Origin of the sequence: Psychrobacter sp. JCM 18900, from assembly GCF_904846625.1 — a bacterium.
Classification (GTDB): domain Bacteria; phylum Pseudomonadota; class Gammaproteobacteria; order Pseudomonadales; family Moraxellaceae; genus Psychrobacter.
Genome location: NZ_CAJHBL010000001.1, coordinates 17,722 through 40,481 on the forward strand (window position 1 = coordinate 17,722; position 22,760 = coordinate 40,481).

20 protein-coding genes are annotated in these 22,760 nt (G+C 42.0%); 10 read left to right on the plus strand and 10 right to left on the minus strand.

The annotated features are described in order from the left end of the window. Nucleotides 1-52: 52 nt before the first annotated feature. The 4 genes from pxpB to JMX96_RS00105 form a co-directional block, all read right to left on the minus strand. A complete protein-coding gene (gene pxpB, locus JMX96_RS00090) occupies nucleotides 53-706 on the minus strand; it encodes a 5-oxoprolinase subunit PxpB (protein ID WP_201566483.1) in 654 nt (217 codons plus the stop codon). Nucleotides 707-909: 203 nt separating this feature from the next. Then, nucleotides 910-2,256, minus strand: a complete 1,347-nt coding sequence (accC, locus tag JMX96_RS00095) for an acetyl-CoA carboxylase biotin carboxylase subunit (RefSeq protein ID WP_201566485.1) — start codon at nucleotides 2,254-2,256, stop codon at nucleotides 910-912. Nucleotides 2,257-2,335: 79 nt separating this feature from the next. After that, nucleotides 2,336-2,848, minus strand: coding sequence for an acetyl-CoA carboxylase biotin carboxyl carrier protein (gene accB / locus JMX96_RS00100; protein ID WP_201566487.1), 513 nt, complete (start codon nucleotides 2,846-2,848; stop codon nucleotides 2,336-2,338). Nucleotides 2,849-3,030: 182 nt separating this feature from the next. Beyond that, nucleotides 3,031-3,822 (minus strand): putative hydro-lyase, encoded by a 792-nt coding sequence (locus JMX96_RS00105; RefSeq protein WP_201566489.1) that lies wholly within the window; start codon nucleotides 3,820-3,822, stop codon nucleotides 3,031-3,033. A gap of 223 nt (nucleotides 3,823-4,045) precedes the next feature. Between JMX96_RS00105 and JMX96_RS00110 the strand changes: the two genes are divergently transcribed. Beyond that, the gene (locus tag JMX96_RS00110) at nucleotides 4,046-4,819 is read left to right on the plus strand and encodes an IclR family transcriptional regulator (RefSeq protein ID WP_201566490.1); all 774 of its coding nucleotides are present in this window, start codon (nucleotides 4,046-4,048) and stop codon (nucleotides 4,817-4,819) included. A gap of 114 nt (nucleotides 4,820-4,933) precedes the next feature. Here JMX96_RS00110 and JMX96_RS00115 read toward each other — a convergent pair whose 3' ends face one another. Next, the gene (locus JMX96_RS00115; RefSeq protein ID WP_201566491.1) at nucleotides 4,934-5,845 is read right to left on the minus strand and encodes a LysR family transcriptional regulator; all 912 of its coding nucleotides are present in this window, start codon (nucleotides 5,843-5,845) and stop codon (nucleotides 4,934-4,936) included. Between the two features lie 464 nt (nucleotides 5,846-6,309). On the opposite strand from JMX96_RS00115, the gene JMX96_RS00120 reads away from it, so the two are divergent. Then, nucleotides 6,310-6,987, plus strand: a complete 678-nt coding sequence (locus tag JMX96_RS00120; RefSeq protein ID WP_201566492.1) for a glutathione S-transferase family protein — start codon at nucleotides 6,310-6,312, stop codon at nucleotides 6,985-6,987. A 127-nt stretch (nucleotides 6,988-7,114) separates the two neighbouring features. Then, nucleotides 7,115-8,242 (plus strand): zinc-binding dehydrogenase, encoded by a 1,128-nt coding sequence (locus tag JMX96_RS00125; protein WP_201566493.1) that lies wholly within the window; start codon nucleotides 7,115-7,117, stop codon nucleotides 8,240-8,242. Nucleotides 8,243-8,508: 266 nt separating this feature from the next. Here JMX96_RS00125 and JMX96_RS00130 read toward each other — a convergent pair whose 3' ends face one another. Continuing rightward, nucleotides 8,509-9,789, minus strand: a complete 1,281-nt coding sequence (locus JMX96_RS00130) for an HNH endonuclease (protein WP_201566494.1) — start codon at nucleotides 9,787-9,789, stop codon at nucleotides 8,509-8,511. Nucleotides 9,790-10,475: 686 nt separating this feature from the next. Here JMX96_RS00130 and JMX96_RS00135 point away from each other — a divergent pair. Continuing rightward, nucleotides 10,476-11,396 carry a homocysteine S-methyltransferase family protein gene (locus JMX96_RS00135; RefSeq protein ID WP_201566496.1) on the plus strand — a complete coding sequence of 307 codons (921 nt, stop codon included), beginning with the start codon at nucleotides 10,476-10,478 and terminating at the stop codon, nucleotides 11,394-11,396. Between the two features lie 224 nt (nucleotides 11,397-11,620). Here JMX96_RS00135 and JMX96_RS00140 read toward each other — a convergent pair whose 3' ends face one another. Next, on the minus strand, nucleotides 11,621-12,499 hold the full coding sequence (locus JMX96_RS00140; RefSeq protein ID WP_201566497.1) for a DMT family transporter: 879 nt from the start codon (nucleotides 12,497-12,499) through the stop codon (nucleotides 11,621-11,623). 126 nt (nucleotides 12,500-12,625) lie between these two features. After that, complete coding sequence (locus JMX96_RS00145; protein WP_227676871.1) at nucleotides 12,626-13,306, minus strand: SDR family oxidoreductase; 681 nt, start codon at nucleotides 13,304-13,306, stop codon at nucleotides 12,626-12,628. Between the two features lie 147 nt (nucleotides 13,307-13,453). Here JMX96_RS00145 and JMX96_RS00150 point away from each other — a divergent pair, with 147 nt between their 5' ends. The 5 genes from JMX96_RS00150 to JMX96_RS00170 all read left to right on the plus strand — a co-directional run bounded on the left by JMX96_RS00150 (nucleotide 13,454) and on the right by JMX96_RS00170 (nucleotide 20,171). After that, nucleotides 13,454-14,332: a LysR substrate-binding domain-containing protein gene (locus JMX96_RS00150; protein ID WP_201566499.1), complete on the plus strand. Its 879-nt coding sequence runs from the start codon at nucleotides 13,454-13,456 to the stop codon at nucleotides 14,330-14,332. A gap of 482 nt (nucleotides 14,333-14,814) precedes the next feature. After that, nucleotides 14,815-16,326, plus strand: coding sequence for a glycosyltransferase family 2 protein (locus tag JMX96_RS00155; RefSeq protein ID WP_201566500.1), 1,512 nt, complete (start codon nucleotides 14,815-14,817; stop codon nucleotides 16,324-16,326). Between the two features lie 173 nt (nucleotides 16,327-16,499). After that, nucleotides 16,500-17,813 carry a glycosyltransferase gene (locus JMX96_RS00160; protein WP_201566501.1) on the plus strand — a complete coding sequence of 438 codons (1,314 nt, stop codon included), beginning with the start codon at nucleotides 16,500-16,502 and terminating at the stop codon, nucleotides 17,811-17,813. Then, on the plus strand, nucleotides 17,813-19,114 hold the full coding sequence (locus tag JMX96_RS00165) for a hypothetical protein (protein WP_201566502.1): 1,302 nt from the start codon (nucleotides 17,813-17,815) through the stop codon (nucleotides 19,112-19,114). Before JMX96_RS00160 ends, JMX96_RS00165 begins: the two co-directional genes overlap by 1 nt. 61 nt (nucleotides 19,115-19,175) lie before the next feature. Further along, nucleotides 19,176-20,171, plus strand: a complete 996-nt coding sequence (locus JMX96_RS00170) for a glycosyltransferase family 2 protein (protein ID WP_201566503.1) — start codon at nucleotides 19,176-19,178, stop codon at nucleotides 20,169-20,171. Between the two features lie 226 nt (nucleotides 20,172-20,397). On the opposite strand, the gene JMX96_RS00175 is transcribed toward JMX96_RS00170, so the two are convergent. Then, entirely contained in the window at nucleotides 20,398-21,060 is a 663-nt protein-coding gene (locus JMX96_RS00175; RefSeq protein WP_201566505.1) for a hypothetical protein, read from the minus strand. Between the two features lie 653 nt (nucleotides 21,061-21,713). Between JMX96_RS00175 and JMX96_RS00180 the strand changes: the two genes are divergently transcribed. Continuing rightward, nucleotides 21,714-22,013: a hypothetical protein gene (locus tag JMX96_RS00180; protein WP_201566506.1), complete on the plus strand. Its 300-nt coding sequence runs from the start codon at nucleotides 21,714-21,716 to the stop codon at nucleotides 22,011-22,013. A 47-nt stretch (nucleotides 22,014-22,060) separates the two neighbouring features. Here JMX96_RS00180 and JMX96_RS00185 read toward each other — a convergent pair whose 3' ends face one another. Beyond that, on the minus strand, nucleotides 22,061-22,708 hold the full coding sequence (locus tag JMX96_RS00185) for a glutathione S-transferase (RefSeq protein ID WP_201566507.1): 648 nt from the start codon (nucleotides 22,706-22,708) through the stop codon (nucleotides 22,061-22,063). Between the last annotated feature and the right edge of the window lie 52 nt (nucleotides 22,709-22,760).

Genomic DNA, 22,760 nt, shown 5'->3' on the forward strand with positions numbered 1-22,760 from the left:
TGATACCACCTGTTTTTTTGTCTTTTTGATTCATGCATCTTTTATTTATCGCTTATTGATGAATATCAATCGCTTTAAATGTCAAAGTATCGCCTGCGTTAAGCAACGTCGGAGAAGACTTGGTTAAATCAAATAAAGCAGTATCCGTCTGGCCGAGTAACTGCCAACCGCCTGGAGACTCAAAAGGGTATACCCCTGTCTGCTCACCGCCGATACCCACTGAGCCTGCGGGTACTTGAGTTCTAGGGATGGCGTGTCTTGGGAAATACAGCGACTCAGACAAGCCGCCAAGATAAGGAAATCCTGGCTGAAAACCGATAAAGTAAACGGTATAAGTGGCTTTGGTATGTAGCTCGACAACGGCTTCAACTGAGAGATTTAGCTCATTCGCCATGGCCGCTAGATCGGGGCCATATTTTCCACCGTAATGCACGGGTATCTCGACGTGCTTGCCATGGATGGTTTTTGAAGGGATGTCATTGAGCAAATCTGACAGCTTATCTTTAAAGGTAGTAAGCTCAGCCCAAGTTAATGGCACGATGAATACACTGAGCGTATTCATACCAATCACCACTTCGATGACTTCTGGCATTTTCTGGATGCTGTCTGATAAAGCCCAGCACTTTTGTTGTTTTTCTAAGGTGATCGGTTTAGGGAAAAACAACGCGAGATTGGTTTCACTGCATAGTTGCCATTGTAGTTCCATTAGCACGTGCTCCATTATTTTTATCTACTACAGTCAAATCCTCTATAAATTGGATACGGTGTCAGGCTCGCTTAGTCTACGACTTGTAGTACTTTCACTCGCCTTCCTTGTATCCAAATTATATTGAACCGACTATATTCTGATTCTGACGCTTCTGACGCTAATGTCAGATTTGGTTTTCATTTTTGCAGACAAGAACTGATTTATATATTGTCTTGTATCCACTGTTCTAGATAATGGATGCTCATTTGACCTTCACAAAACACCTTATCCTCAAAGAGTCGCTGATGCAGACCAATATTGGTATCAATACCGGTGATTTGCGCTTCTGATAATGCCGCACGCATTTTTTCTATCGCTTTTTCTCTTGAACGATCTTGTACACATATCTTGGCAATCAAACTGTCATAAGATGGCGGCACGGTGTAGTTCGACTCAGCATGGCTATCCACTCTGATACCAAACCCTGCTGGCATGTGGCAGTAGTCTATGCGTCCAGCATTTGGCAAAAATGTCTGCGCGTTTTCAGCATTAATACGGCACTCAAAAGCGTGTCCGGTAATGGCGATATCACTTTGCTTGTATGCTAACGTGAGTCCGGCAGCCACTCTGATTTGTTCTTGCACAATATCCACGCCCGTCACCATCTCAGTGATGGTGTGCTCAACTTGCACACGGGTATTCATCTCGATAAAGAAGAATTCACCGTTTTCATATAAAAACTCAAACGTGCCTGCGCCTCTATACTGCATTTGCTCGCAAGCTGTGACACATGCTTGACCGATTTTCTGACGCTGCTCTTCAGTAATACCAGGTGCTGGCGCTTCTTCAATGACTTTTTGATGACGACGCTGCATAGAGCAATCACGCTCGCCTAAATAAATAGCATTACCATGAGTATCAGACATGACTTGCACTTCGATATGACGCGGTGCTTGTAGGTATTTTTCAAGATAAACAATGGCGCTACCAAAATTGGCTTTGGCCTCTGTTTGCGTCATAGAAATCGCAGAGAGTAAGTCGGCTTCTTTTTCGACCACACGCATCCCGCGCCCACCGCCGCCGCTTGCCGCCTTGATAATGACTGGATAACCGACCTCATTGGCAATCTTGATAACTTGCTCTGAATCAGCAGGCAATGCGCCATTCGATCCAGGTACACAAGGCACGCCAGCCATCTTCATTTGTTTTTTGGCTTCAACCTTGTCGCCCATGTTTCTGATATTGTCAGCCGTTGGACCAATAAATGTGAGACCTGAATCTTCAATCAAGGCTGCAAAGTCAGCGTTTTCAGACAAAAAGCCATAGCCTGGATGAATAGCTTGTGCGTTGGTAAGCTTTGCAGCAGACACAATCGCTCGTTGGTTAAGATAACTGTGCGTGGCATTGGCAGGCCCGATGCATACTGCTTCATCGGCTAGGCGCACGGGTAACGAATCTTTGTCTGATTCAGAATGGGCAATGACTGATTGGATGCCTAGCTGTTTGCAAGCTCGGATAATACGTAGAGCAATCTCGCCACGATTGGCAATTAAGATTTTTGTGAACATGTTTATTCCCTTAAAAATATAGTGTCAAATACAGTGTTTGTGCAGCGTCTATACAATATTGAGCGGCTATTGAGTGGCTTTAACTGTTTGGCTCTATAACAAATAAGGGCTGGGCATACTCTACGACATCACCTTCATCGACCAAAATCTCTTTAAGCGTACACGCAGTTTCTGCTTTGACCTCATACATCATTTTCATGGCTTCAATGATGCATAGTGTCTGCCCTACTTCTACCTTATCTCCTACCTGAAAAAACACTTCTGCTGTCGGCTCAGAGCGAAGATAAAACGTACCTAGCATAGGCGCTATCACTTGGGATTTCTCCACCTCTGTAGTCACAGTTTCATCACTACGATCACTGTCTACATTGGTATTATTATCCGTACTATTTTGAGTAGTTTCGATTTGAGGCTCTGAATGAGACGCCCTTGGGTTGCGAGTATTAGCGATATGATTGCCGCTACTTTGGTTGTCGTCAGACTGGCAAACGATAGAAATACGTGCATCACCATCAGTGACTTCTAAAGATTTTATATCGGCGCATTCTGCAAGTTTGATCAGTTTTTCAAGATCCGTGAAATTGATATTCATATGATTGGCTATTCCGTTAGAGTGAAAGTGAACAATTATTTTTTATAAAAAATTCGTACCTAGTGATGTATGTAAAGTGTGATTGTTGAACGATATGTGACAATTTATTGATTGGCTTATTAAAATAATAGTTTGAAATTAATTATCTCTATGCGTATTAAAAGTGCTGTTGTCATCAGAAATTATAGAACTGCCAAGTCTTCATCTCTTGGGTCGCAGATAAACATATGTCCTGGTGAATGCGTTATCATCAGCTCTGGCTTACTAGTCATAGCGATACTTTGCGGCGTCACACCGCAAGCCCAAAATACAGGGACTTCGCCTTCTTTTATGATGGATGCATCACCAAAATCAGGCGCATGAATGTCGGTTATACCGATGACACTAGGGTCTCCGATATGAATAGGCGCGCCGTGGACTTGCGGAAATCGAGAGGTGGCTTGGACGGCTCTGGTGATTAATGGATAAGGTATTGGCCGCATGCTAACCACCATTTTCCCATGAAACTGTCCTGCAGGCTCAGTCTCTATGTTTGTGATATACATTGGCACATTGTGATTGTCTTCGATATGTCTGATAGGAATAGACGCATTTAGCATGGCAGACTCAAAGGAAAAACTGCATCCTAAAAGAAAGCAGACCAAATCCTCTCTCCAGTAGTCTTTTAGATCTGACACTTCAGCCACTAATTCGCCAAATTTGTATATCCGATACTTTGGGACATCAGATCTCAAGTCTGCGCCTTTTGCCATGAGACGTGGCTCTGCGCTACCGACATCTGTTACATCTAAAATAGGACAAGCCTTTGGGTTTCTTTGTGCAAACAATAAAAAATCATAGGCCAAATTTTTGGGCACTATGACTAAGTTTGCTTGTATGTGACCTTTACACATGCCAGAAGTCGGCTTGTTAAGTTTATTTTTACTGATTAACGCTCTGACCTCTGTCGGCGTCATATTTGCTAAATCTAACATTATTACAACCTCTTACGCTTTATTATTTTTAGCAGATAAAAGTTTATGATTTGTTTTATATTGGTATGGCTATTTATAATTTTATTTCATATATCGAGAACTATGATTATCGTTATGTAACTTATCAGAACACCTTCGATATGACAAGATATGAATACAGAAATATGTGATGAACATGATGAGTGATCTTCTTGAACGCACAGTTAAGGATGCAAATTGAACTATGAATAATGTCAAAAAAAAGGGCTCAAGCGTCGAGCGAGTTTTGCAAATCGTAGAAGTATTGGCCAAATCTGCTAAGCCTATGGGCGTTATTGACTTAGCAGAAACATTGGACATCCCTGTACCTAGTATGTACCGATTGTTAAATCAGCTACAACCGCTTCAATTTGTCCAATTAGATTTGCATGGAAAAGTAACCTGCGGAAAAAGAACGCATGACCTAGCTTTAGACCTGTGGAAAAACAGTCCTTTTAAAGCGGAAAGGTTGGCGATATTACAACAGCTTTCAGCCAAAATTGGTGAGTCGGTAGGGATTGCAGTGTTGCAAGACTTAGAAGTGGTATATATCGATCGTGTGATATCTGACTGGCCTGTCCAAATACAGTTACCTACCGGAACCAATATACCTATCTGGGCCTGTGCCAGTGGCAAATTATTGTTGACGCAGTTGGCAGACAATAAGTGCGAGCGTATTGTAGAAAAACTATCGTTACAGGCGCTCACGACCCATACTCAGACTGATAAAAAACAACTCATGACGTCCATTGCTGAAGTACGTAAGACACAGATAGGGACAGATAATGAAGAGTTTATTCCTGGTATGGTCGCCTGTGCTGTCCCGATTCCGAATGGTGAACAGCCCGCATTTGCTACAGTATTTACTCATAGCCCTACCGTCAGAAAATCTTTGGATGAGCTACTGAGCTATGTGCCTGTCATGCAAGAAGCTGCCAACGAGCTATCTGTTATTCTCAATCAGGAATATAATGAGTAGCCTGTCATAACATGCTATAACGATTGTATCTCAAGCCTTTTCTTTTAGGCGTTGATACGAATATGAATGTATTGAGGTTATAGATGGGGTTGTAGATAGCACACCTCCCTTACATCAACGCTCACTTCCTACTTTTATCCTCTCAACCAAGAAATCGACGGCGGCTTTTACTTTTGGTACTAGATAGCGCTGCTTTTGATACAGCAGATATACGGCCATATCAGCGTGCTGCGTGATTGCTAATGGATGCTCAAATTTAATCTCTTGCAATGCGCCTGACTCAAGATATGAGGATAATGCCCATCGAGTGGACATCAAAATCCCTTCACCATCACAAGCCTTTTTGGCAAGCCATGGTCCATTGTTTGAGATCGCAACTGCTGGTCCTGAGACATCATGCCACTGATCGTCCACATAGCAAAGCCAAGGCGTTGGCCCGTTTGGGGCTTTGAAATACAGGCCTTTATGTTCCTTTAATTCCATCACATGACTAGGTTCGCCATGTATCTCCAAATAACTGGGCGACGCAACCGGTATAAACCCATTGTCCATTAGCCTAATGGCAAGCACGCGCTCATTTGGCGCATAACCACCGCGAATCGCAATATCGACATCGTCACGTCCCAATGCGGATAATTCATCACTGAGACTGACATCTAGCACAATCTCTGGATACAACTCACCAAACTCATCCAACAGTGGTAGCAGTATTTTTTCACCAAAACCCACCATAGAGCTGATGCGTAAACGCCCCATTGGCGTCGTTTGATAACTGCGTACTGTTTCTTTACTTTGCTCGAGCTGATCTAGTACTTGCTGCATATCGTCATAATAAACCTGCCCTACTTCGGTCAATTTAACGATTCGAGTCGAGCGCTTTAACAGTGTCGCGCCCAAGCTCTTTTCTAAATCAGATACTCGTCTCGATAGTGACGATGGCGGCACTTTAAATGCATTTGCTGCTTTAGTAAAACTGCCCGTTTCTACGACTTTGCTAAAATACTTGATGGCACGTAATTGATCCAACTGACCTCTCCATTTAGATGAATATTTAAGTATTTTCGCTTTATTATTGTCTTAAAAGCAATAGTGATTCACGTTATTCCTTATATATAACCACATTAAAACCAGTAATAATGTGTTTAACTTAGGGCGTGCTTGATATTCGACCATGGCACTGACAGAGACTATTTTTTAGACAGTTCGACGTTAAAAATAGTAAGTTTAGTCATTCTAAGCGTCTATGTTTTAACAATGAAGTGGCAAAAAATAGTCCTGTCTCCTTCTGTTTATATTGGAGCTGATGCTAAAACTGCCCCATACTGTGTTGTAAATCTAGTTAAGGCACGAGCATTACCGTCGTTTTACGCCTTGTCTGGAACCGTTTTAGCAATCAGCAGTGCCTATTTGTGAATATCAAACACGCCCTAAACGTTGCAATGAAAACACGATTAAAAATAACTTTTACGTCAACAATGGAAGAATGACTTATGATTACTTTGCACGGCTTTGCTGCAAGCAACTATTACAACATAGTAAAACACGCTCTTTTATATAAGGGCATTCCGTTCCAAGAGAACCTTTTGTACGCTGGTAGCGATGATCTACTAACCGTCAGTCCAGTGGGTAAAGTACCTGCCATCACCATGCCTGACGGTTTTAATCTGTCAGAATCCAACGTGATTTGTGACTTCCTTGAAGAAACATATCCTGAAAATCCGCTATATCCTGTCGATGCAGCAGAACGCGCGTCTGTACGTCAGATTATGAAAATAGCAGAGCTTTATTTTGAGCTACCAAGCCGTCGTCTAATTCCATATGTATTTTCTGGTACTCAAGCACCTAATGCAGTCAAAGAGGAAGTCCGTCAAGTATTGGGCCGCGGTATTATTGCCATGAATCGCTTATGTAAATTTTCACCTTGGATTGCAGGCGAGCAATTCACCATGGCTGACATCTATGTGCATTACGTCAACACTATTGTCAACGCTTTTGGAGCGACTCAGCTTGAGTGGGATGTACTGGCAGAAGTGGACGGTATGAAAGAATGGAACAAAGCCATGAGTGAAACCGACATTGCAAAAAGCGTTCAGGCAGACAGTCAAGCAAACATGCCTGAATTTATGCAACACGTTAAAGCTCAAATCCAAGCCGCAAACGCTAAATAACATATGACAGTGTGGCCACTAAAAATTAGCCACATTAAGAAAATTACTAAAATTCAATAACCTAAAGCACGGCCAATACCGTAGAGGGATTGGTCTAAAAATCCAACTATTTGCAGGAGCAAACCTTATGACTGACAAAAATATCCAACTGACCTCAACCATCAGCGAAGACAACAAACTAACCTTAGCTCTACAAGAAATTGATATGCCAACGCCAGGTGCCGACGAAGTCGTTGTTCGTATTGAAGCCGCCCCATTGAACCCATCTGATTTAGCCGTTCTATTCAGCGTCGCTGATATGTCAACTGCCGCGCAATCAGGCACAGATGAGAACCCAGTGATTACCGCTGACGTGCCAGCTAAATTCATGCCGTCTGTCAAAACTCGCGTTGGCAAAGACACGCCAGTCGGTAACGAAGGCGCTGGTACAGTCGTAGCAGCAGGGTCATCAGAAGCCGCACAAGCATTGATGGGTAAAACTGTTGCTGTGATCGGTGGTGGCACGTATCGCCAATATCATTGCGTCAATGTCCAAAGCTGCTTAGAGCTAAAAGAAGGGACCACAGCAAAGGAAGGCGCTTCTTCTTTTGTGAATCCGCTTACTGCTCTTGCCATGGTTGAAACCATGCGCGCGGAAGGCCACAAAGCCATCGTACATGCCGCTGCCGCTTCTAGCCTTGGTCAAATGCTAAACCGTATCTGTATGGCAGACGGTGTTGATTTGGTGAATATCGTCCGTAAAGACTCGCAAGAAAAGCTATTGCGCGATATGGGCGCAAAATATGTGGTCAACTCAAGCAGTGAGACATTCCTTGCTGATTTGACCGCTGCGATTGCTGAAACAGGCGCTACGATTTCGTTTGACCCTATCGGTGGCGGTCAGTTAAGTAGCGACATTCTTAACTGTATGGAAGCAGCTATCACTCGTGACGTAGAAGAATACAGCGTCTACGGCTCTAACACGTTCAAGCAAGCTTATATCTACGGCGCACTAAACCGTGGCCCTATCACCCTAAACCGTAATTTTGGTTTTTCTTGGGGCGTAAATGGTTTCCTACTGTTCAATGCACTAGGCAAACTGGGCACTAAAACCGTCGTGAAAATGCGCCAACGTGTTGCAGAAGAAATCACCACCACGTTTGCAAGCAGCTATACGCATGAAGTGTCATTGGCTGAAGTATTGCATTTACAGTCAATCGCTGCTTATGGCAAACAAGCGACTGGTGAGAAGTATTTGATTACGCCTCAGGTCTGATTATTGCCTGAAGAGTAATTTAGAAATAAAAAAAGCAGATATCTATGATGTCTGCTTTTTAGGTTAGATAAATTTAGTCTCAGCTCATCAATATCTACGTTTCTTACTTGGTCAGCGGAAAAGTTTATTAATTCTCTGAAACTCAACACTATCGTAAGGTGCAAATTTTGGAGCGTAAAGATAATAGGAGTTTCTATACACTTTTGACTTCTACTTTTTGTAGGCTAGATTAGCTATAATTCAAAATAGTATATACTAAAAGTCTTTTATGGCTGTCCATTTTGGACTAGCCGAATATTTTCGTTAATCGACATTTCTTTTATACTGTCTAAACAGTCGAATCTCCAATCATTTATCGATCTATAATGCTTAAATGTGTCCCAGAATTTTTCGTATTCTTCGTCCGCTATAAAATCAACAGTGTCCTTCTCACTAAAAGGGATTATATATACATAAACAAAGCTACCAATTCTAAACTCTGAAACAATATGCGGTATACCAAAGTCATCTATTTTTCGGATATAGTTGACAATTTGAGGTACTTTAGAGAATCCGTTATGAACAACATTTGCTGCTACTCTAGGTAGGCGTAATTGTGGCGTATCAACACATGTTAGCCATTTTACAGTCTGCTTTAAATCTACCATATGCTTTTCATCTATTGTGGAAAGTGTTATTTTACAAAGTGCCTTGTAAAGCTTTGCTGGAGTAAGGCTTTTTGTGGACTCTAAATTAATTGTAAACTCTTTGTCGCTTACTCTCTTAAAACCTTGAGATACGACAATAGACATATTATTTTCGTATTGCATGTGCCCATTTTTGTATTTTATTTTTGGAACTCCATTTTTCCCCTTTATTCCTAGAAATACTCGGTATATATCCAAATGCTCAATTAGTGCTGGTTCAATGTTATTCCCAAAAAATTCATTACAATTGTCACACTCATCACCCAGTATGATATTTTTGTTTCCCAATCCTTCAGGAATTGCATGAGCTACCTTTTTGAAGGTAACACCATCTCTCATAGTTTTATTACAAAATCTACAACAACGATTTTCTTTTTTTGCGTTTCCTACAGTTGTCTTTCTATCATTTCTGGGGATGATCAAATTATATTTTGAAAGTAAATCTCCTGAAAAATTATCAAGAGCATTCATCTTCTCTTCAAATTTTGACTGAAGATCAGTAATATTCTCAATATTATTGAGAGTAGAAATATATGTTTCTAGTTTTAATCTTTCAGATGTTTCAACCACAACAGATTCCAACACTAGAAAGTATTCACTAGAAGATAGGTTTACTATTTTTCTTTTTAATCTGTTTAGTATTGGGTGATTATCTGCGTATTTTTCAACAAACCCTGCCACTCTAGATTTTAATTCATCTGTCGCCTGCTGCTCTGAAGAAATCTTTATAACGTTGTCTTCGATATCACCAAAGCAGGTAAGCAGTTCTAAATAAACATTGAAAGTTTTTTCGTTGATTGGCTGCAAGTTAATTCCAATTCCATCATCCTCGGTCATAAAGTAAATGCTGTAACTTTCCATTTTAATTTTCCATTTGTAATTGGGTATCGCATCGTAGGCTTAATATTTTAACAATTGACAAAAATTTGTTCTGCTCTATCTCTTACATCAGCTTCAGCTCTAATATCAACATTTTTTAACTAGGTTTACAACTGACTAAATAATTTACGTCTTCTCATCTAATAGCTTACTCGACGCCATTTTGATAATTTACAATACCTCAAAGTAAACCTCAGAAACCTACTCTTATAAGACTACTTTTTTAATACTGTGATATTGCATGAATACTTTGTGATAAATTATCTTTTCATTACATGTGGAAAAGCAATCATGATTATTTTCGTATATTTTTTGCCTTTTTAAATTCACACAGAACCCTACCATTATCCTGATAAACCAACTCTATGCGCGTAAGCGAGCTTAATTTTTATAAGAATATCTCTCAATTGATATGGCTCATTATGCTATCACCCATCATCGCTTAACCTGTCGTATTTACTCACGATTTGTATATACGTCATCAAGAGAAGCCAGTCATATTGACGTCGAAATCGGGCAACCAAATACCAAGAACTATAAGTTAACGTTACTAACAAACCTGTGGTTGCATCTGACGTTTATTACGCCTAGTATTTCGCTCCTTTAAATAATTCTATTTTTAAAATAGAGCCTCAGATCCACCTACTCACAACAAAGAAGGATTCGTTATGCCAATAAATACAACCACAATTATTGATGGTGGCATGGGACGAGAATTGGCGAAGCGCGGTGCACCGTTTCGTCAACCTGAATGGTCAGCACTGGCAATGATAGAATCGCCAGAGATCGTTCGTGATGTACATCGTGCTTATATCAAGAGCGGCGCGGCAGTCATTACGACCAACAGTTACGCCCTAGTACCTTTTCATATCGGTGAGGAGCGTTTTGCGGCGCAAGCACAAGATTTGGCAGCAGCGTCAGGTGAAATGGCACGTGCAGCAGTGACGCTAGAGGGCGCAGCAACCAAAGTAGCAGGCTCTATCCCGCCACTATTTGGCTCCTACCGTGCAGACTTGTTTGATGCTGACCACGTAGAGGATATCGCTACCCCACTGATCAAAGGTTTAAACCCGTATGTAGACTTTTGGCTCGCTGAGACTCAGAGTCTAATCGCCGAGTCTATCGCTGTTCGTGAGCTACTTAATACGCTAGATACAGACAATAAACCGCTATGGGTAGCTTTTACTTTAGAAGACAGTATGGATATCGATGTGCCACGTCTGCGTTCAGGAGAAACCGTCGAGGAAGCCGTAGCAACGATGGCTGCTCTCGATGTCGAGGCGATACTCTTTAACTGCTGCCAACCTGATGTCATCGAGCAAGCATTAGATGTCGCACAAACTGTCCTACAAGCAAAACAAGCGCAGCATATCAAACTTGGCGCTTATGCCAATGCCTTCCCGCCGCAACCAAAAAATGCTGCGGCAAATGATACGCTTAATGAAGTGCGTGATGATTTGACCCCGCCTGCCTATCTGCTCTGGGCACAAAAGTGGCAAGCACAGGGCGCTTCATTAATCGGTGGCTGCTGCGGTATTGGCCCTGAGCATATTCAGGAATTAAGCCAACATTTTACTGCTACTGCCTAGACATAGGCTGATCCGAACATAGAAAATGTAAGGTAATTAGATCGTTGAGCTCATCATGCTGACGACCATCGAATGTTATTTGATGGTCGTCATATTGCTGGTCATGGAGCTAGTGCTGTAAGCGTATCGAAAAATTCAGTAGCAGTTGCAGGTTTGAATGAAATCATCGACTAGCTTGTTATAAGTACGCGTATTGTATTCTTAACAGTCTACCCTCTTTCCCGCTACCCTGAAGTCTGTCTACCCGTTTGTATCAGTAGGACACCACTTAGAATCAGTACCAACGCTATAATTTCTAAGCTGGTGATGTCCTCGCCAATTAACGCGCCAATGATTACAGCAACGACTGGAGCAATATAAGTAGCACCAGCAGCCCGCACTGAACCTAACGTCTCAATAATAAAATAATAAATCAAAAAAGCAGCGCCAGTACCAAAAGCACCCAGACCAAGTATCGTTCCCCACATTGCCCTAGTATCTGTCGTCAGCTGGGTTATACCATCAAAATCAATGAGTACGGAAAGCGTTATGACGGCTAACCCCACTTGCCAAGTGGCTAACGCTAGTGGTGGCAATCTCAGAGGAGACAGATAGCGCCGCGCATACACAAAAGACGTACCCACACTCAGAGATCCTGCCAACATCCACAAAACGCCAACGAGAGAGACACCAGTAGCGCCTTGCCATGGTCGCGCACTTAATGCGATACCAGCAAATCCTAGCGCAAGGCCAATCGCCATTTGCTTGGTCGGACGCTCATCAGGTAAGAACAGCGCCGCGCCCAAAAAGGTAAATATAGGGATTGAGCCACTTAATAGACCTGCAATGCTACTGGGCAATAGCGCCGTACCTGCGACAAATCCATAATAGTAAAAAGACGTTGCGAGCACTGACATCACTATAAAGTGTGGCAAATGCTGTAACTGCGGCCGAGTAATTACCTTGCTGTGCCAAGCAACGGCAACCAATGGCAAGAACCCAAATAGCAGGCGTAAAAATACGGTTTGTGATGGGCTGATTAGAGCCGTCGCCCATTTCATAAAAATAAAATTCGACCCCCAAATGACACCAAGTAGCACCAGTGCAGCATATGCTCGAAACATAACATTGGCCTTAACAAATAGATGAGCTGCTTTTTTCAAGCAGCTAGCGTCGATAGTGTTTTATTGCTTGTATTAACAGTCTGATATTAACTATCTTGTCCTAACAGTCTTGTACTGACTGACTCGTTAAACAGAGCGAATGACGCCACCATCAACCCGTATATTCTGACCAGTGATGTATCCAGCAGCTTCAGATAATAAAAAAGCAATCGTTGAGGCGACTTCTTCAGAGGTACCATAACGTCTCATCGGCACGCTCTCACGTCGCTCATCGACTTCAGGCAAGCTATCAATCCAACCAGGCAAGACATTATTGATACGCACACCTTTTGCTGCATAATCATCTGAAAAAATCTTGGTAAAAGCGCCAAGGCTGGCACGAAAAGCCGTTGACGTAGGAAAAAGCGCAGTCGGCTGCGTTACCCAAGAGGTAGATATATTGACGATAGCACCGCTACCCTGTGCCACCATGATTGGCGTGATCAAACGAATTGCACGTACCGCACTAAGAAAGTAAACCTCTAGCCCTTTATACCAATCCTCATCAGTGATGTCTAAAATAGGTGCACGCGGGCCGTGACCAGCAGAATTCACAAGCGCATCAATACGTCCCCATTGTTGCATCGCCGAATCGACCAAGCGCTGCACATCTTCATTAATAAGGTTGGAGCCAGTAACCCCAATGCCGCCCAACTCTTTTGCTAAAGCCTCACCTTTCCCAGAGGAAGACAAAATAGCGACATGATAACCATCAGCTGCAAGTTTACGAGCAGCGGCAGCACCCATGCCTGATCCGCCTGCGATGATAAGCGCTACTTTTTTGTCTTTGTAATATTATTCATCTGTCTTTCTCAATTAGTTATCGTTTCATTTATCATAACCAATAAAATCAGATTCCTAACATCATAATAAAAGATGCTAGACTGTAAAAAATCTACAGTCTAGGAAAATAAAGTGACAAACAGTCATCGTACATTGCCACCGCTCAATGCCTTACGTGCATTTGAAGCTGCTGGGCGTCATCTTAATTTTCGGGTGGCGGCTGATGAGCTGTTTGTGACTCAGGGCGCGGTCGCTCAGCAGGTAAGAATATTAGAGGAGCATATCGGCTTTCCTTTGTTTCAAAGACTACCAAGAGGCGTGGCGCTCACTAGCCAAGGTTCTGTTTACTTTGCAGAAGTTACGCGCGCTTTTAAAATTTTGGACAAAGCAACAGCTCAGCTACTCAGAGAACCTAAGACTGTCACTATCAGCGTGACGCCGACTTTTGCCACTAAGCTATTACTGCCGCGGTTATCTGCTTTGACTGCTGCGGTCCCTGATGTCGAGTTGCGTACTGTAGCGACCGAGTCCGTTGCAGACTTTGACCGTGATCAGGTAGATATCGCGGTACGCCTGACGCGCCCACCATTCCCTGCAGCATTTGATACTCATCTACTGTTCAAACAAACGCTTGTAGCTGTAGCCAGCCCCCACTTGATGGCTAATAGAGAACTGCCCATTTCACTTGAAGTGCTACAAGAGATGCCATTGCTCCATGACTCACATCATCATTGGCCGCGATTTTTTGGTACCACAAATAAGCTAGCCGGTGCTGTATTTAATCAAACGGCATTGGCTTTAGATGCAGCGCTAGCGGGTCAAGGCGTTGCGATTGCTTGTCAGGCTTTTGTACAAGCGGATTTGAATGCGGGAAGATTGGTACAGATAAGCGAGTCAACGCTAACAGTCGATCCAGATTATTATCTCGTTCGCAAAAAGAACTCATCATCACCAACTGTCGACGCTGTCTGGAACTGGTGTGTCACTCATTTAGCACTCATTCAGCACTGACTTGATTTAGTCAGGGCTAGCTAAGCATTAAGTTAAACGTCAATATAAATAATCTAATCTCAAACTTATTAACGTAGTTAGCTTCTGAAACTAACTACGATTTCAGTCGTGCTTTTCTGTCCTACTACAGTCGTGCTTCAACGTAATGATGCAGACCTTCCTGCTTTTTTATCCTCGTCTTTTCTCCTCGTTTTATCCTTTTACTAACTATCCTAACTCAAAAATAAAACACAGCTACCTACTCTCTTCTCAATCCAGAAGCAGCCGATTTTCACGTGGTTAAACCACTAATTTCTTATGTCACATTACGTACAACTTACACAGTTAATTTATCACAAACAATTATCGGCTAAATCATTACTTAATTTTGTATTAGTATGCATTGGTATTCACTAAAAGATTGAAGATACAAGTACTTACATTGCCTATAAGCCATTATTTTTATATAAATTTCACTTGTTGTACCTGCTTAAGGACCAGACATGACTGCTAACACACAAGAAGCTTTGACTAGCGCAGCACTCAGTTTTCAATTGATGACGCGAGCTGAGCCTCCAGAGTTGGTTATTGCCACGATAAAGTCGTTATTAGCAGTAAAAGAAGCGCGCGATGAGATATTGATTATCGATAATAATAATAAAGAGACGTGGTTGTATGAGCCATTAGCAGCATTTTGCCAAAGCTTAAACGCTGAGCTGAATGTTCACTTTTATCACATTGATCGTGTCGAAGGATTCAAAGCGGGTGCTTTAAACTTGGCACTTGGGTTAATGAGTCCAGACTGTAGTCACATTGTGGTGGTCGATAGTGATTACCAAGCATTACCACATGCGAGAGCCTCTATTATGCAGGCTATCGCTCAATATCCTGAGCATACCCTACTTCAGTTTCCGCAGTTTTATCGTAATGAAGGACAGCTAGATGCGCATAGCGAGTTGAATCACTATTTTAATCATCATTTGTATCGTCCTTTTAATCGCAATCGCGCCTTATCAACGGGTACTTACGCAGTCATTCGACGCTCGGATCTTTTGAGCATAGGAGGCTGGTCAGGTGCTTCTATCACTGAAGATGCTCAAATGGGCGTGCTTATGCATCGACAAGGTTTTCGCAGTCAGTTTGTGCCAGAAGTTATTGCCACAGGCTTACTACCTAACACACTAGATGACCTAATATGTCAACGCCGACGCTGGATCTACGGCAATATGCAAGTGCTCACGGATTACCTGTCAGTCCCGACCAACTCTCCAGTTCAACATGTCTCGCAATCTAAAAGTATGAGTGAACGTTTAGCATATATACGCGCTCATCTGTCTCAATTAAGTGCTTGGGTAAACTTTACAGGATTCTTTATCCTTTTGCATATCTGCTCATTACTGATAATGGTTGATATGCTTTTAATAAATAACGCTAAAGTATCGATGCTTACCCCTCTATATGCGGTTTATGCAGGCTATGCATTTTTTATCCTTAGACGGATGTGGGCTTACTGCCGTGATCAATCGCCTCTTAATAAACAAGTAGATGAAAACCATCAGTCACGTTTTGGCAGAAAGATACGAGCATGGTTGATGCACTTAAATTTTTGGGAGATTGGCGCATTGTCATGGCTGCCGGTGCTATGGGGACGAGAGAAACCTTTTGTCTGTACGCCAAAACAAAACTATATCCAAAGTCGACAGTCATTATTCCTTAAGAATATAGCAGCGTTACCAAAACTGCTGTTGGTGCTAAATATCATTACAGTCCTAGTTGTAGCACCGTTTTCATCGCTCTACTCACCAGTACTATTTATATGTGCAGCAGCAGTTTGCATTCTAAAACTAAGCGCAGCCAAGGTAGCAATGGATAACTTCTCTGATGCTCGAGCAGACATACCAAGTATGAGTAAGGTTCTTAAGCAGACTTTAAAAGTAGCCCATGAAAAGAAGACGACTATCACGACATCTTATGCGACGTCTTTATTTAAAGATAAAAAAACCATCGATTCATAAAAATCAGTACTTATAAAACTAGTATTTATAAAGATAGCGGTTTATATAAGCCAATTTTGAAACAAGGTCATTCTATTGTCTTTTATCGTTTCTATACTAGGTTCCCTATACACCACTCTACTAACCAAAACGCTTATAGCCATGATGCTTATAACTATAAAGGTCTTAAAAACATGATTAGGTCTTCGAATTCACCGCTACGTATTGCCATTATCGCGCATTCACTGTATCCCATCGCCCAGCCATATGCGGGTGGTCTAGAAATGATTACCCAATTGATTTGTGATGAGCTAGTGGCGCAAGGTCATGAGATATTGCTTTACGCTCATAAAGATAGCGAGACGAAAGCAACGTTGGTGCCATTATTGACTCGTCATGAGTTTAATAAGATGGTTTATGATAATGAGCATGAAACGGTCGCCATGGGCCGTGAAGAGATGTACCAATATCTCACCTATCAGATAGCCCTACGAGATATTATCGAACGTGATGAGCGCGGTGAAATTGATATCGTACATAACCACAGTCTGCATCATATTCCGATGATGACAGGCCAAGCGTTTGGCGAAAGGTTTTTTACCACTTTCCATACGCCTATTTTTCCGCAGTTACGTTTGGCACTTTTAACACTGCGCTCTGGTACAACCACTCAATTTACAGCAATTAGTAAGCACCAACAGCAGTTATTCGCTGAGTTTGTCCCTTCACAAGTGGTGTATAACGGCATCGATGTCGAATCCTTTATTTCCAATACAGAATCGCTTGGCAATACTAATGGTAGCGATGACGAGGTATATTTTTGGTATGGACGTATTTGCCCTGAGAAAGGCACTCATTTAGCCATGCGGTACTGCATGGAAGCTGGGAAGAAACTTATCATTGCAGGACCTAAAAGCAACGAAGACTACTTCAATCAAAAAGTAGCCCCTTTATTATTTAAAGACAGTAAGAGTGGCGATGACAAACTATTCAGTTACGTAGGTCATGTCACCAAGGACGAGATTAATAATTACTTGTGCCGAGCAACTGCCATGCTATTTACCAGCACTTGGGACGAGCCATATGGATTGACCTTGGCTGAAAGTTTGGCATGTGGCACACCAGTCATTGGTTTCGATGCTGGAGCCAGTGCCGAAATTATTACCCCAGAGACAGGAGTCATCGTACCTAAAAAAGATAAAGCAGCCTTTATCAATGGCTTTGCTACGATTAAAAATATATCACGTCAAGCTTGCCGTGACCGCGCCTTACAGTTTTGTTCAGTGTCAGCCATGGTAGACGGCTATATGGGATTGTACCGAGCAGCATTAAAAAATAGAACTGTGTTGATAGAAGACAATTCAGAGAGCTACATAAACAGCATCAACAGTATCAACAGCTATGAGCTGTCTGATTTAACAAAAGACTCCCTGCAGCTCTTCAATCAGGCCATTCAAGCGCCAGTTGAAACTGATAATGATCTTGTTAGCTTTTCTGAGGGGTCGTAATGATGCGTATCGGATATTATGCGCATCATCACGGCTCAGGACATTGCCGACAGGCAGACAAACTGGCTGCATTGCTACCTAATGATGCAAGAGCGCAATTAACGGTATTTACGAGCTTAGATATAAATAGCTATCGTTTTACCGCTATTGATGAACAGCAAATCGTACGTTTGAATGCGGAAGATGAACACCCCGATGATATATTAGCAGGTCGTGCGGGAGAATATTGGCAACCAGCCAGCTTACACTACTCGCCCGTAGGTAATGGCGACATTCAAAAACGCAGTCACCAAATACTAGACACTATCTTTCAACGTAAGATTGATCTGATGATTATTGATGTCAGTGTCGAGGTGGCCATGCTCTGCCGTGCGGCAAGCATTCCTTACCTTTACGTTAGGCTTCCGGGTATTCGCGATGATGCGCCACATTTGGGTGCTTTCACTGGTGCACTTGCCTTACTGGCGCCTTATCCTAAAGCGTTAGAGTTTACCCATACATCTGAATGGGTCTGTGATAAATCGCTCTATCTTGACTTTATCTCCTCTCAAAAAGCTGAGTCATACACTTATGAGAGTTTTATAGATATTTTGGCAAAATTAAGCGTAGGTGGCGAAATTTCTGCGCCTAAATCTACAAACCTACCATCTATCGAAACTCAATTAACAGACAAGTCCGGAGCTACAATACCTATTATTACCGTTATCAAAGGCTATGGTGGACACAAAGCGATTGACGAAAAACTACCAGAGTTGCGCTCACTGCTACCCGATGCATTAATTGTCTCTCTCGGGCCTATAGACGATGACAAACGATGTTATGTCGATATCTCAACTGAGGTAGATGACGTCACACCATTTATTTGTCATAGCAATTATCTGATGATGGCCTGTGGCCTAAATGCTGTCGCGCAAGCTTATCATTACGATACGCCGCTCATAGTAGTGCCTGATGACAGGCCACATAATGAACAAGCCGTCATGGCTGAAGCGTTAGTCACTCAAAATAAAGCGCTAAATTGGCAGCAGTTTAAAACCTTGATGAGCGTCAATAACGGTCAACCTGAATCTATTGATCAAGCGATTAATACTCGAAGTAAACAACACCCCACTACCTCGGTTGATAGCATTGAAGAAAATAACAGTGAGGAAAATAGCATTGAGGAAATCAACGCAGTTACGCCAACAGCTGCTCAAGCGTTCATGCATAGCACCACTGCTTACCCTACTACCAAGCGTTGGTTTGAAAACTGGTTGCTCCCTCGACTCAACTTAACACCCGAATCAAAAATTAAAGACTGACTTATTAAATATTGACTCATTAAAAATAACAGGCAACCTGATAGCGAGGTAAAGACAAGCGATGACCATTCAGCCAATGAGTAACGCTAGCACGACTTCTGATACTGTACCAATGACCGTCATTACGACTTGTTATGGTCGTAATCGTCATCTCTACAACCTACTGAGCAGTCTAGAAAATAGTAGTGTGAAGCCAGCCGAAGTCATTATCGTCAACGACGACGCTGATCCCAATCGGTTAGCTGAATTTTCATTGAATATCGTGAAACTACCGACTACGGTTAAATTAGCTCTGAATGACGGTGATGATAGTAACACTGCAGAGTTTGATATCGGACATAATCGCAATCTTGGAGCGTTGCAGGCAACTCACGATATGCTGATTTTTTTGGATGTTGATTGTATCGTAGCGCCTACGTTTATTGAGCAAATGTATAAGAAGCTTCTGCAATATCCTAATGCGCTTTTGATGGGTCAACCGCGCTATCTAACGCGACCATTATCAGTAGAAGAAAATGCACTATTAAAAACCAATCATTTACCTTTGTCTGTTTTAGACGAGCTGTCTGTCTATAACCCTTATCGTTATAATTTTGATGAAGCTGATTCAAACCAAGCTGGAATAAAGCAAACAGCTATCAAACAGACTGATGATTATGGTGCATTTTGGAGCCTATGCTTCGCTATCAAGCGACAGACTTTTGATAAAATTGGCGGTTTCGACACCCAATATACAGGTTATGGCGCAGAGGATACGGATTTTTCCTTTACAGCACGTCGATTAGATATCGATTTTTACCTTACTGCCGATATCGCTTATCATCAGCAGCATAGTGTCTACCGGCCACCCCTCAATCATTTGAACAGTATCATTATCAATGCCAATCGCTTTTATCAAAAATGGCACTGTTGGCCCATGGCAGGATGGTTGTCACAGTTTTCCGATATGGATCTGATTGATTGGACTGAAGAACAGTCATCACTGATAGCCGTACGACGAGAGCCTAAAGACAAAGAGGTAGAGCTTTCTCATTGTCCCGACGCTCCTTATGTTTAACTATTTTTAGCAATTTCTAGCTAAACATAGCTTAGTGAATCAATATTCTAGTACCGATGAATAGTCACTCCTGTAGGTGGTCGACTCGTTTCCTGACGTTCAAAACTCCAATTATGTCCATGCCAAAAGTGAGCAGTTTTATCATTGTCATTGAAGCCGATCATTACTATCTCCAATGGTGGTTTTGTCTTTTGAATATGGTGTAAGTATGCTCGAGCTGCCAGCATCAGCCGATACAATAGAAAACCTGATGAAGGTGCTGACGAATGAATATCGGTAAAGTATGGATAGTCAGTAACGACTTTGTGATGCTCTGTTTGTGATGCTCTGATAGCACACTGTGGTAGATAGGGCTTGACCATAGTTTTTGCATGTTCGAAGGAATATCTAAGATACGTTGAGCAGTGATAGGATCATCATTGGGGCTTGGGTCATCAGCTAATGTTGGAAACTGATAAGGCTGGTTGCTCGTCAGTACCCCTAATGGCGCGACCTCTCTCATTTGCTCCATTACTGATATATGATTGCTTCTAGGCGGTAGGCCAAAATGCAGCTTACTATCACCAATCTGCCGAAAAAACAGCAACTTAGGTAATGAACTAGCTAACTGATGGCTGGCAAAAAAATCATCATGAATAAAGTGATTAAATAACACCAAGACATCATCGGGCTGTATTAGCATTTCAAGCTGCGTCGTGGTCACAGCAGGATTATTTGCAATTAGCACGACTCGTTTAGCTTGCTCTAGTGCAGGCTGTATAACGACTGGTAGTGTTAAGAAAGCAGATTGCGCTGTGCTTATATCATCAAATATGTATTCGCTCTTCTCTGATAGCGAGATACTCTGTTTAAGTATTGGTTTTTTTGTATTGGACTCTGTATTGGACATGGCAACCTTAGTTAATGTAAACTTTTGATTGCTACTTTAGCATTATTAGCAATTTTTATAGACAAAGCTTTACCTCTATTGTGCACGGATAAAGCCTTATCTTAATAAAAGTCTGCGACCTCCGACCTCTTACTTATTCAACTCAAAAATCATATTTTGCCATTATTTCAATTTGCTGACCTACCAGAATGCGATAGTCGCAACATTTCATAGTAGGTAAGTACTATTCGTTGGCACTTCTTCTAAATCATATAGAAAACCTTTCTATATCACTAATACTCTAGTTGAGTCATTCCTAGATGACGATTCTTTTATTTAGTAGATGATATATCATCAGCTAGCTATCTCAGCTCATTGCCGTAACAATATCTTCTATTCATTTCGCAATTAATCAGTAAGGAAATATAGGTTAATCTTCAGTAAGTATCATCGCTGGAGTGTTGCTAGCCTGCCGACCTTTCGCAAAAAGCTCCTAAGATTGTATTAATGGTTCAGTATCTGCTAAAAAAAGTCACCTTTCTTTAACTTTTATAAAAGTACGTAACGCTATAACTCGCTATTATCTACTTATTCAATAGATCGACGTTCAATTCAGATACCTTTGACCATTAAACAAACATGCTTATTTATAATCAGCCTAAAAGGACCTTACTATGAAAAAATTCAACATGAAAAAAATCGCTATCAGCTCACTATTGGCCGTATCTACTTGCTTTGCTATGATCGGTCCAGCGAATGCGGCCCAACAAGTTGTCGTGGTCAAAGACAAACATCAAACAAAACAAGCGGTCGTCGTGAATGCAAAGCCCAAAGCGAAACAAGTCATCGTGGTTAAAGCTAAACCTAAGGCCAAGCAAGTTGTCGTAGCGAAAGCGAAACCTAAAGCCAAAAAAGTAATCGTCGTTAAAGATAAACATCCAGCACAAAAAGTGGTCGTTGTGAAATCAAGATAGACCAAGCAAGACTGATACCCTATACAGCTTATGTAGAACCCACTATATTAAGCAGGGAACACCACTACCTCATCGCCTTCCTGCCATGGCTGAAACTTAGTCATGGCTTGTACAAATAACGGATGTTCCAACCAATGTTGTAGCCACAGCTGTAGCTTGGGATAAGGCAATTTATAAAAGACATTACGATCTACATGGGCAAACTGGCGAACGAACGGCATGATACCAATATCAGCAACCGTCACGTTGTTACCTAGTAGATACGTATTCTTAGTCAATAACGCTTCTAAATCCTGCAGAAAAACCTCACCTTTTTGTCGATACTCTGTCTGAGTCATCTCAGGGTGACGATCGGCATATTTGTAGCGATCGAGCCACTGCTTAAACTCATTGTCGTTTTGTGCTATCAGTGCATTAGCTTCAGATGAAATCTTTTCATTGAGCAGTCCTTGAGGATCGTTTTTCTCAAGCGCCCACATCATGATCTCCGCACTCTCTTCAATGACAGATCCATCTGAAAGCTGTAACACAGGGACCGTACCTTTTGGACTAATCGCTAGCATCTGATCTGGCTTGTTCTTTAACGTGATTTCCCGTAGCTCTACTGGCAACTCGGCGAATATTAGACCGAGACGAGCGCGCATAGCATAAGGACAGCGACGAAAAGAGTACAAGCGAGGCAACGAGGTGTTCATAGATTCCTCCATAGTTGAATAGGAATTAAGCAATAGGTAAAAAGAAAATAAA

Excerpts from the sequence above, each read along its gene's own strand:
- pxpB (WP_201566483.1), bottom strand. The coding sequence starts at position 706 with ATGGAACTACAATGGCAACTATGCAGTGAAACCAATCTCGCGTTGTTT.
- accC (WP_201566485.1), bottom strand. The coding sequence starts at position 2,256 with ATGTTCACAAAAATCTTAATTGCCAATCGTGGCGAGATTGCTCTACGT.
- accB (WP_201566487.1), bottom strand. The coding sequence starts at position 2,848 with ATGAATATCAATTTCACGGATCTTGAAAAACTGATCAAACTTGCAGAA.
- JMX96_RS00105 (WP_201566489.1), bottom strand. The coding sequence starts at position 3,822 with ATGTTAGATTTAGCAAATATGACGCCGACAGAGGTCAGAGCGTTAATC.
- JMX96_RS00110 (WP_201566490.1), top strand. The coding sequence starts at position 4,046 with ATGAATAATGTCAAAAAAAAGGGCTCAAGCGTCGAGCGAGTTTTGCAA.
- JMX96_RS00120 (WP_201566492.1), top strand. The coding sequence starts at position 6,310 with ATGATTACTTTGCACGGCTTTGCTGCAAGCAACTATTACAACATAGTA.
- JMX96_RS00125 (WP_201566493.1), top strand. The coding sequence starts at position 7,115 with ATGACTGACAAAAATATCCAACTGACCTCAACCATCAGCGAAGACAAC.
- JMX96_RS00130 (WP_201566494.1), bottom strand. The coding sequence starts at position 9,789 with ATGGAAAGTTACAGCATTTACTTTATGACCGAGGATGATGGAATTGGA.
- JMX96_RS00135 (WP_201566496.1), top strand. The coding sequence starts at position 10,476 with ATGCCAATAAATACAACCACAATTATTGATGGTGGCATGGGACGAGAA.
- JMX96_RS00140 (WP_201566497.1), bottom strand. The coding sequence starts at position 12,499 with ATGTTTCGAGCATATGCTGCACTGGTGCTACTTGGTGTCATTTGGGGG.
- JMX96_RS00155 (WP_201566500.1), top strand. The coding sequence starts at position 14,815 with ATGACTGCTAACACACAAGAAGCTTTGACTAGCGCAGCACTCAGTTTT.
- JMX96_RS00160 (WP_201566501.1), top strand. The coding sequence starts at position 16,500 with ATGATTAGGTCTTCGAATTCACCGCTACGTATTGCCATTATCGCGCAT.
- JMX96_RS00165 (WP_201566502.1), top strand. The coding sequence starts at position 17,813 with ATGATGCGTATCGGATATTATGCGCATCATCACGGCTCAGGACATTGC.
- JMX96_RS00170 (WP_201566503.1), top strand. The coding sequence starts at position 19,176 with ATGACCATTCAGCCAATGAGTAACGCTAGCACGACTTCTGATACTGTA.
- JMX96_RS00175 (WP_201566505.1), bottom strand. The coding sequence starts at position 21,060 with ATGTCCAATACAGAGTCCAATACAAAAAAACCAATACTTAAACAGAGT.
- JMX96_RS00180 (WP_201566506.1), top strand. The coding sequence starts at position 21,714 with ATGAAAAAATTCAACATGAAAAAAATCGCTATCAGCTCACTATTGGCC.
- JMX96_RS00185 (WP_201566507.1), bottom strand. The coding sequence starts at position 22,708 with ATGAACACCTCGTTGCCTCGCTTGTACTCTTTTCGTCGCTGTCCTTAT.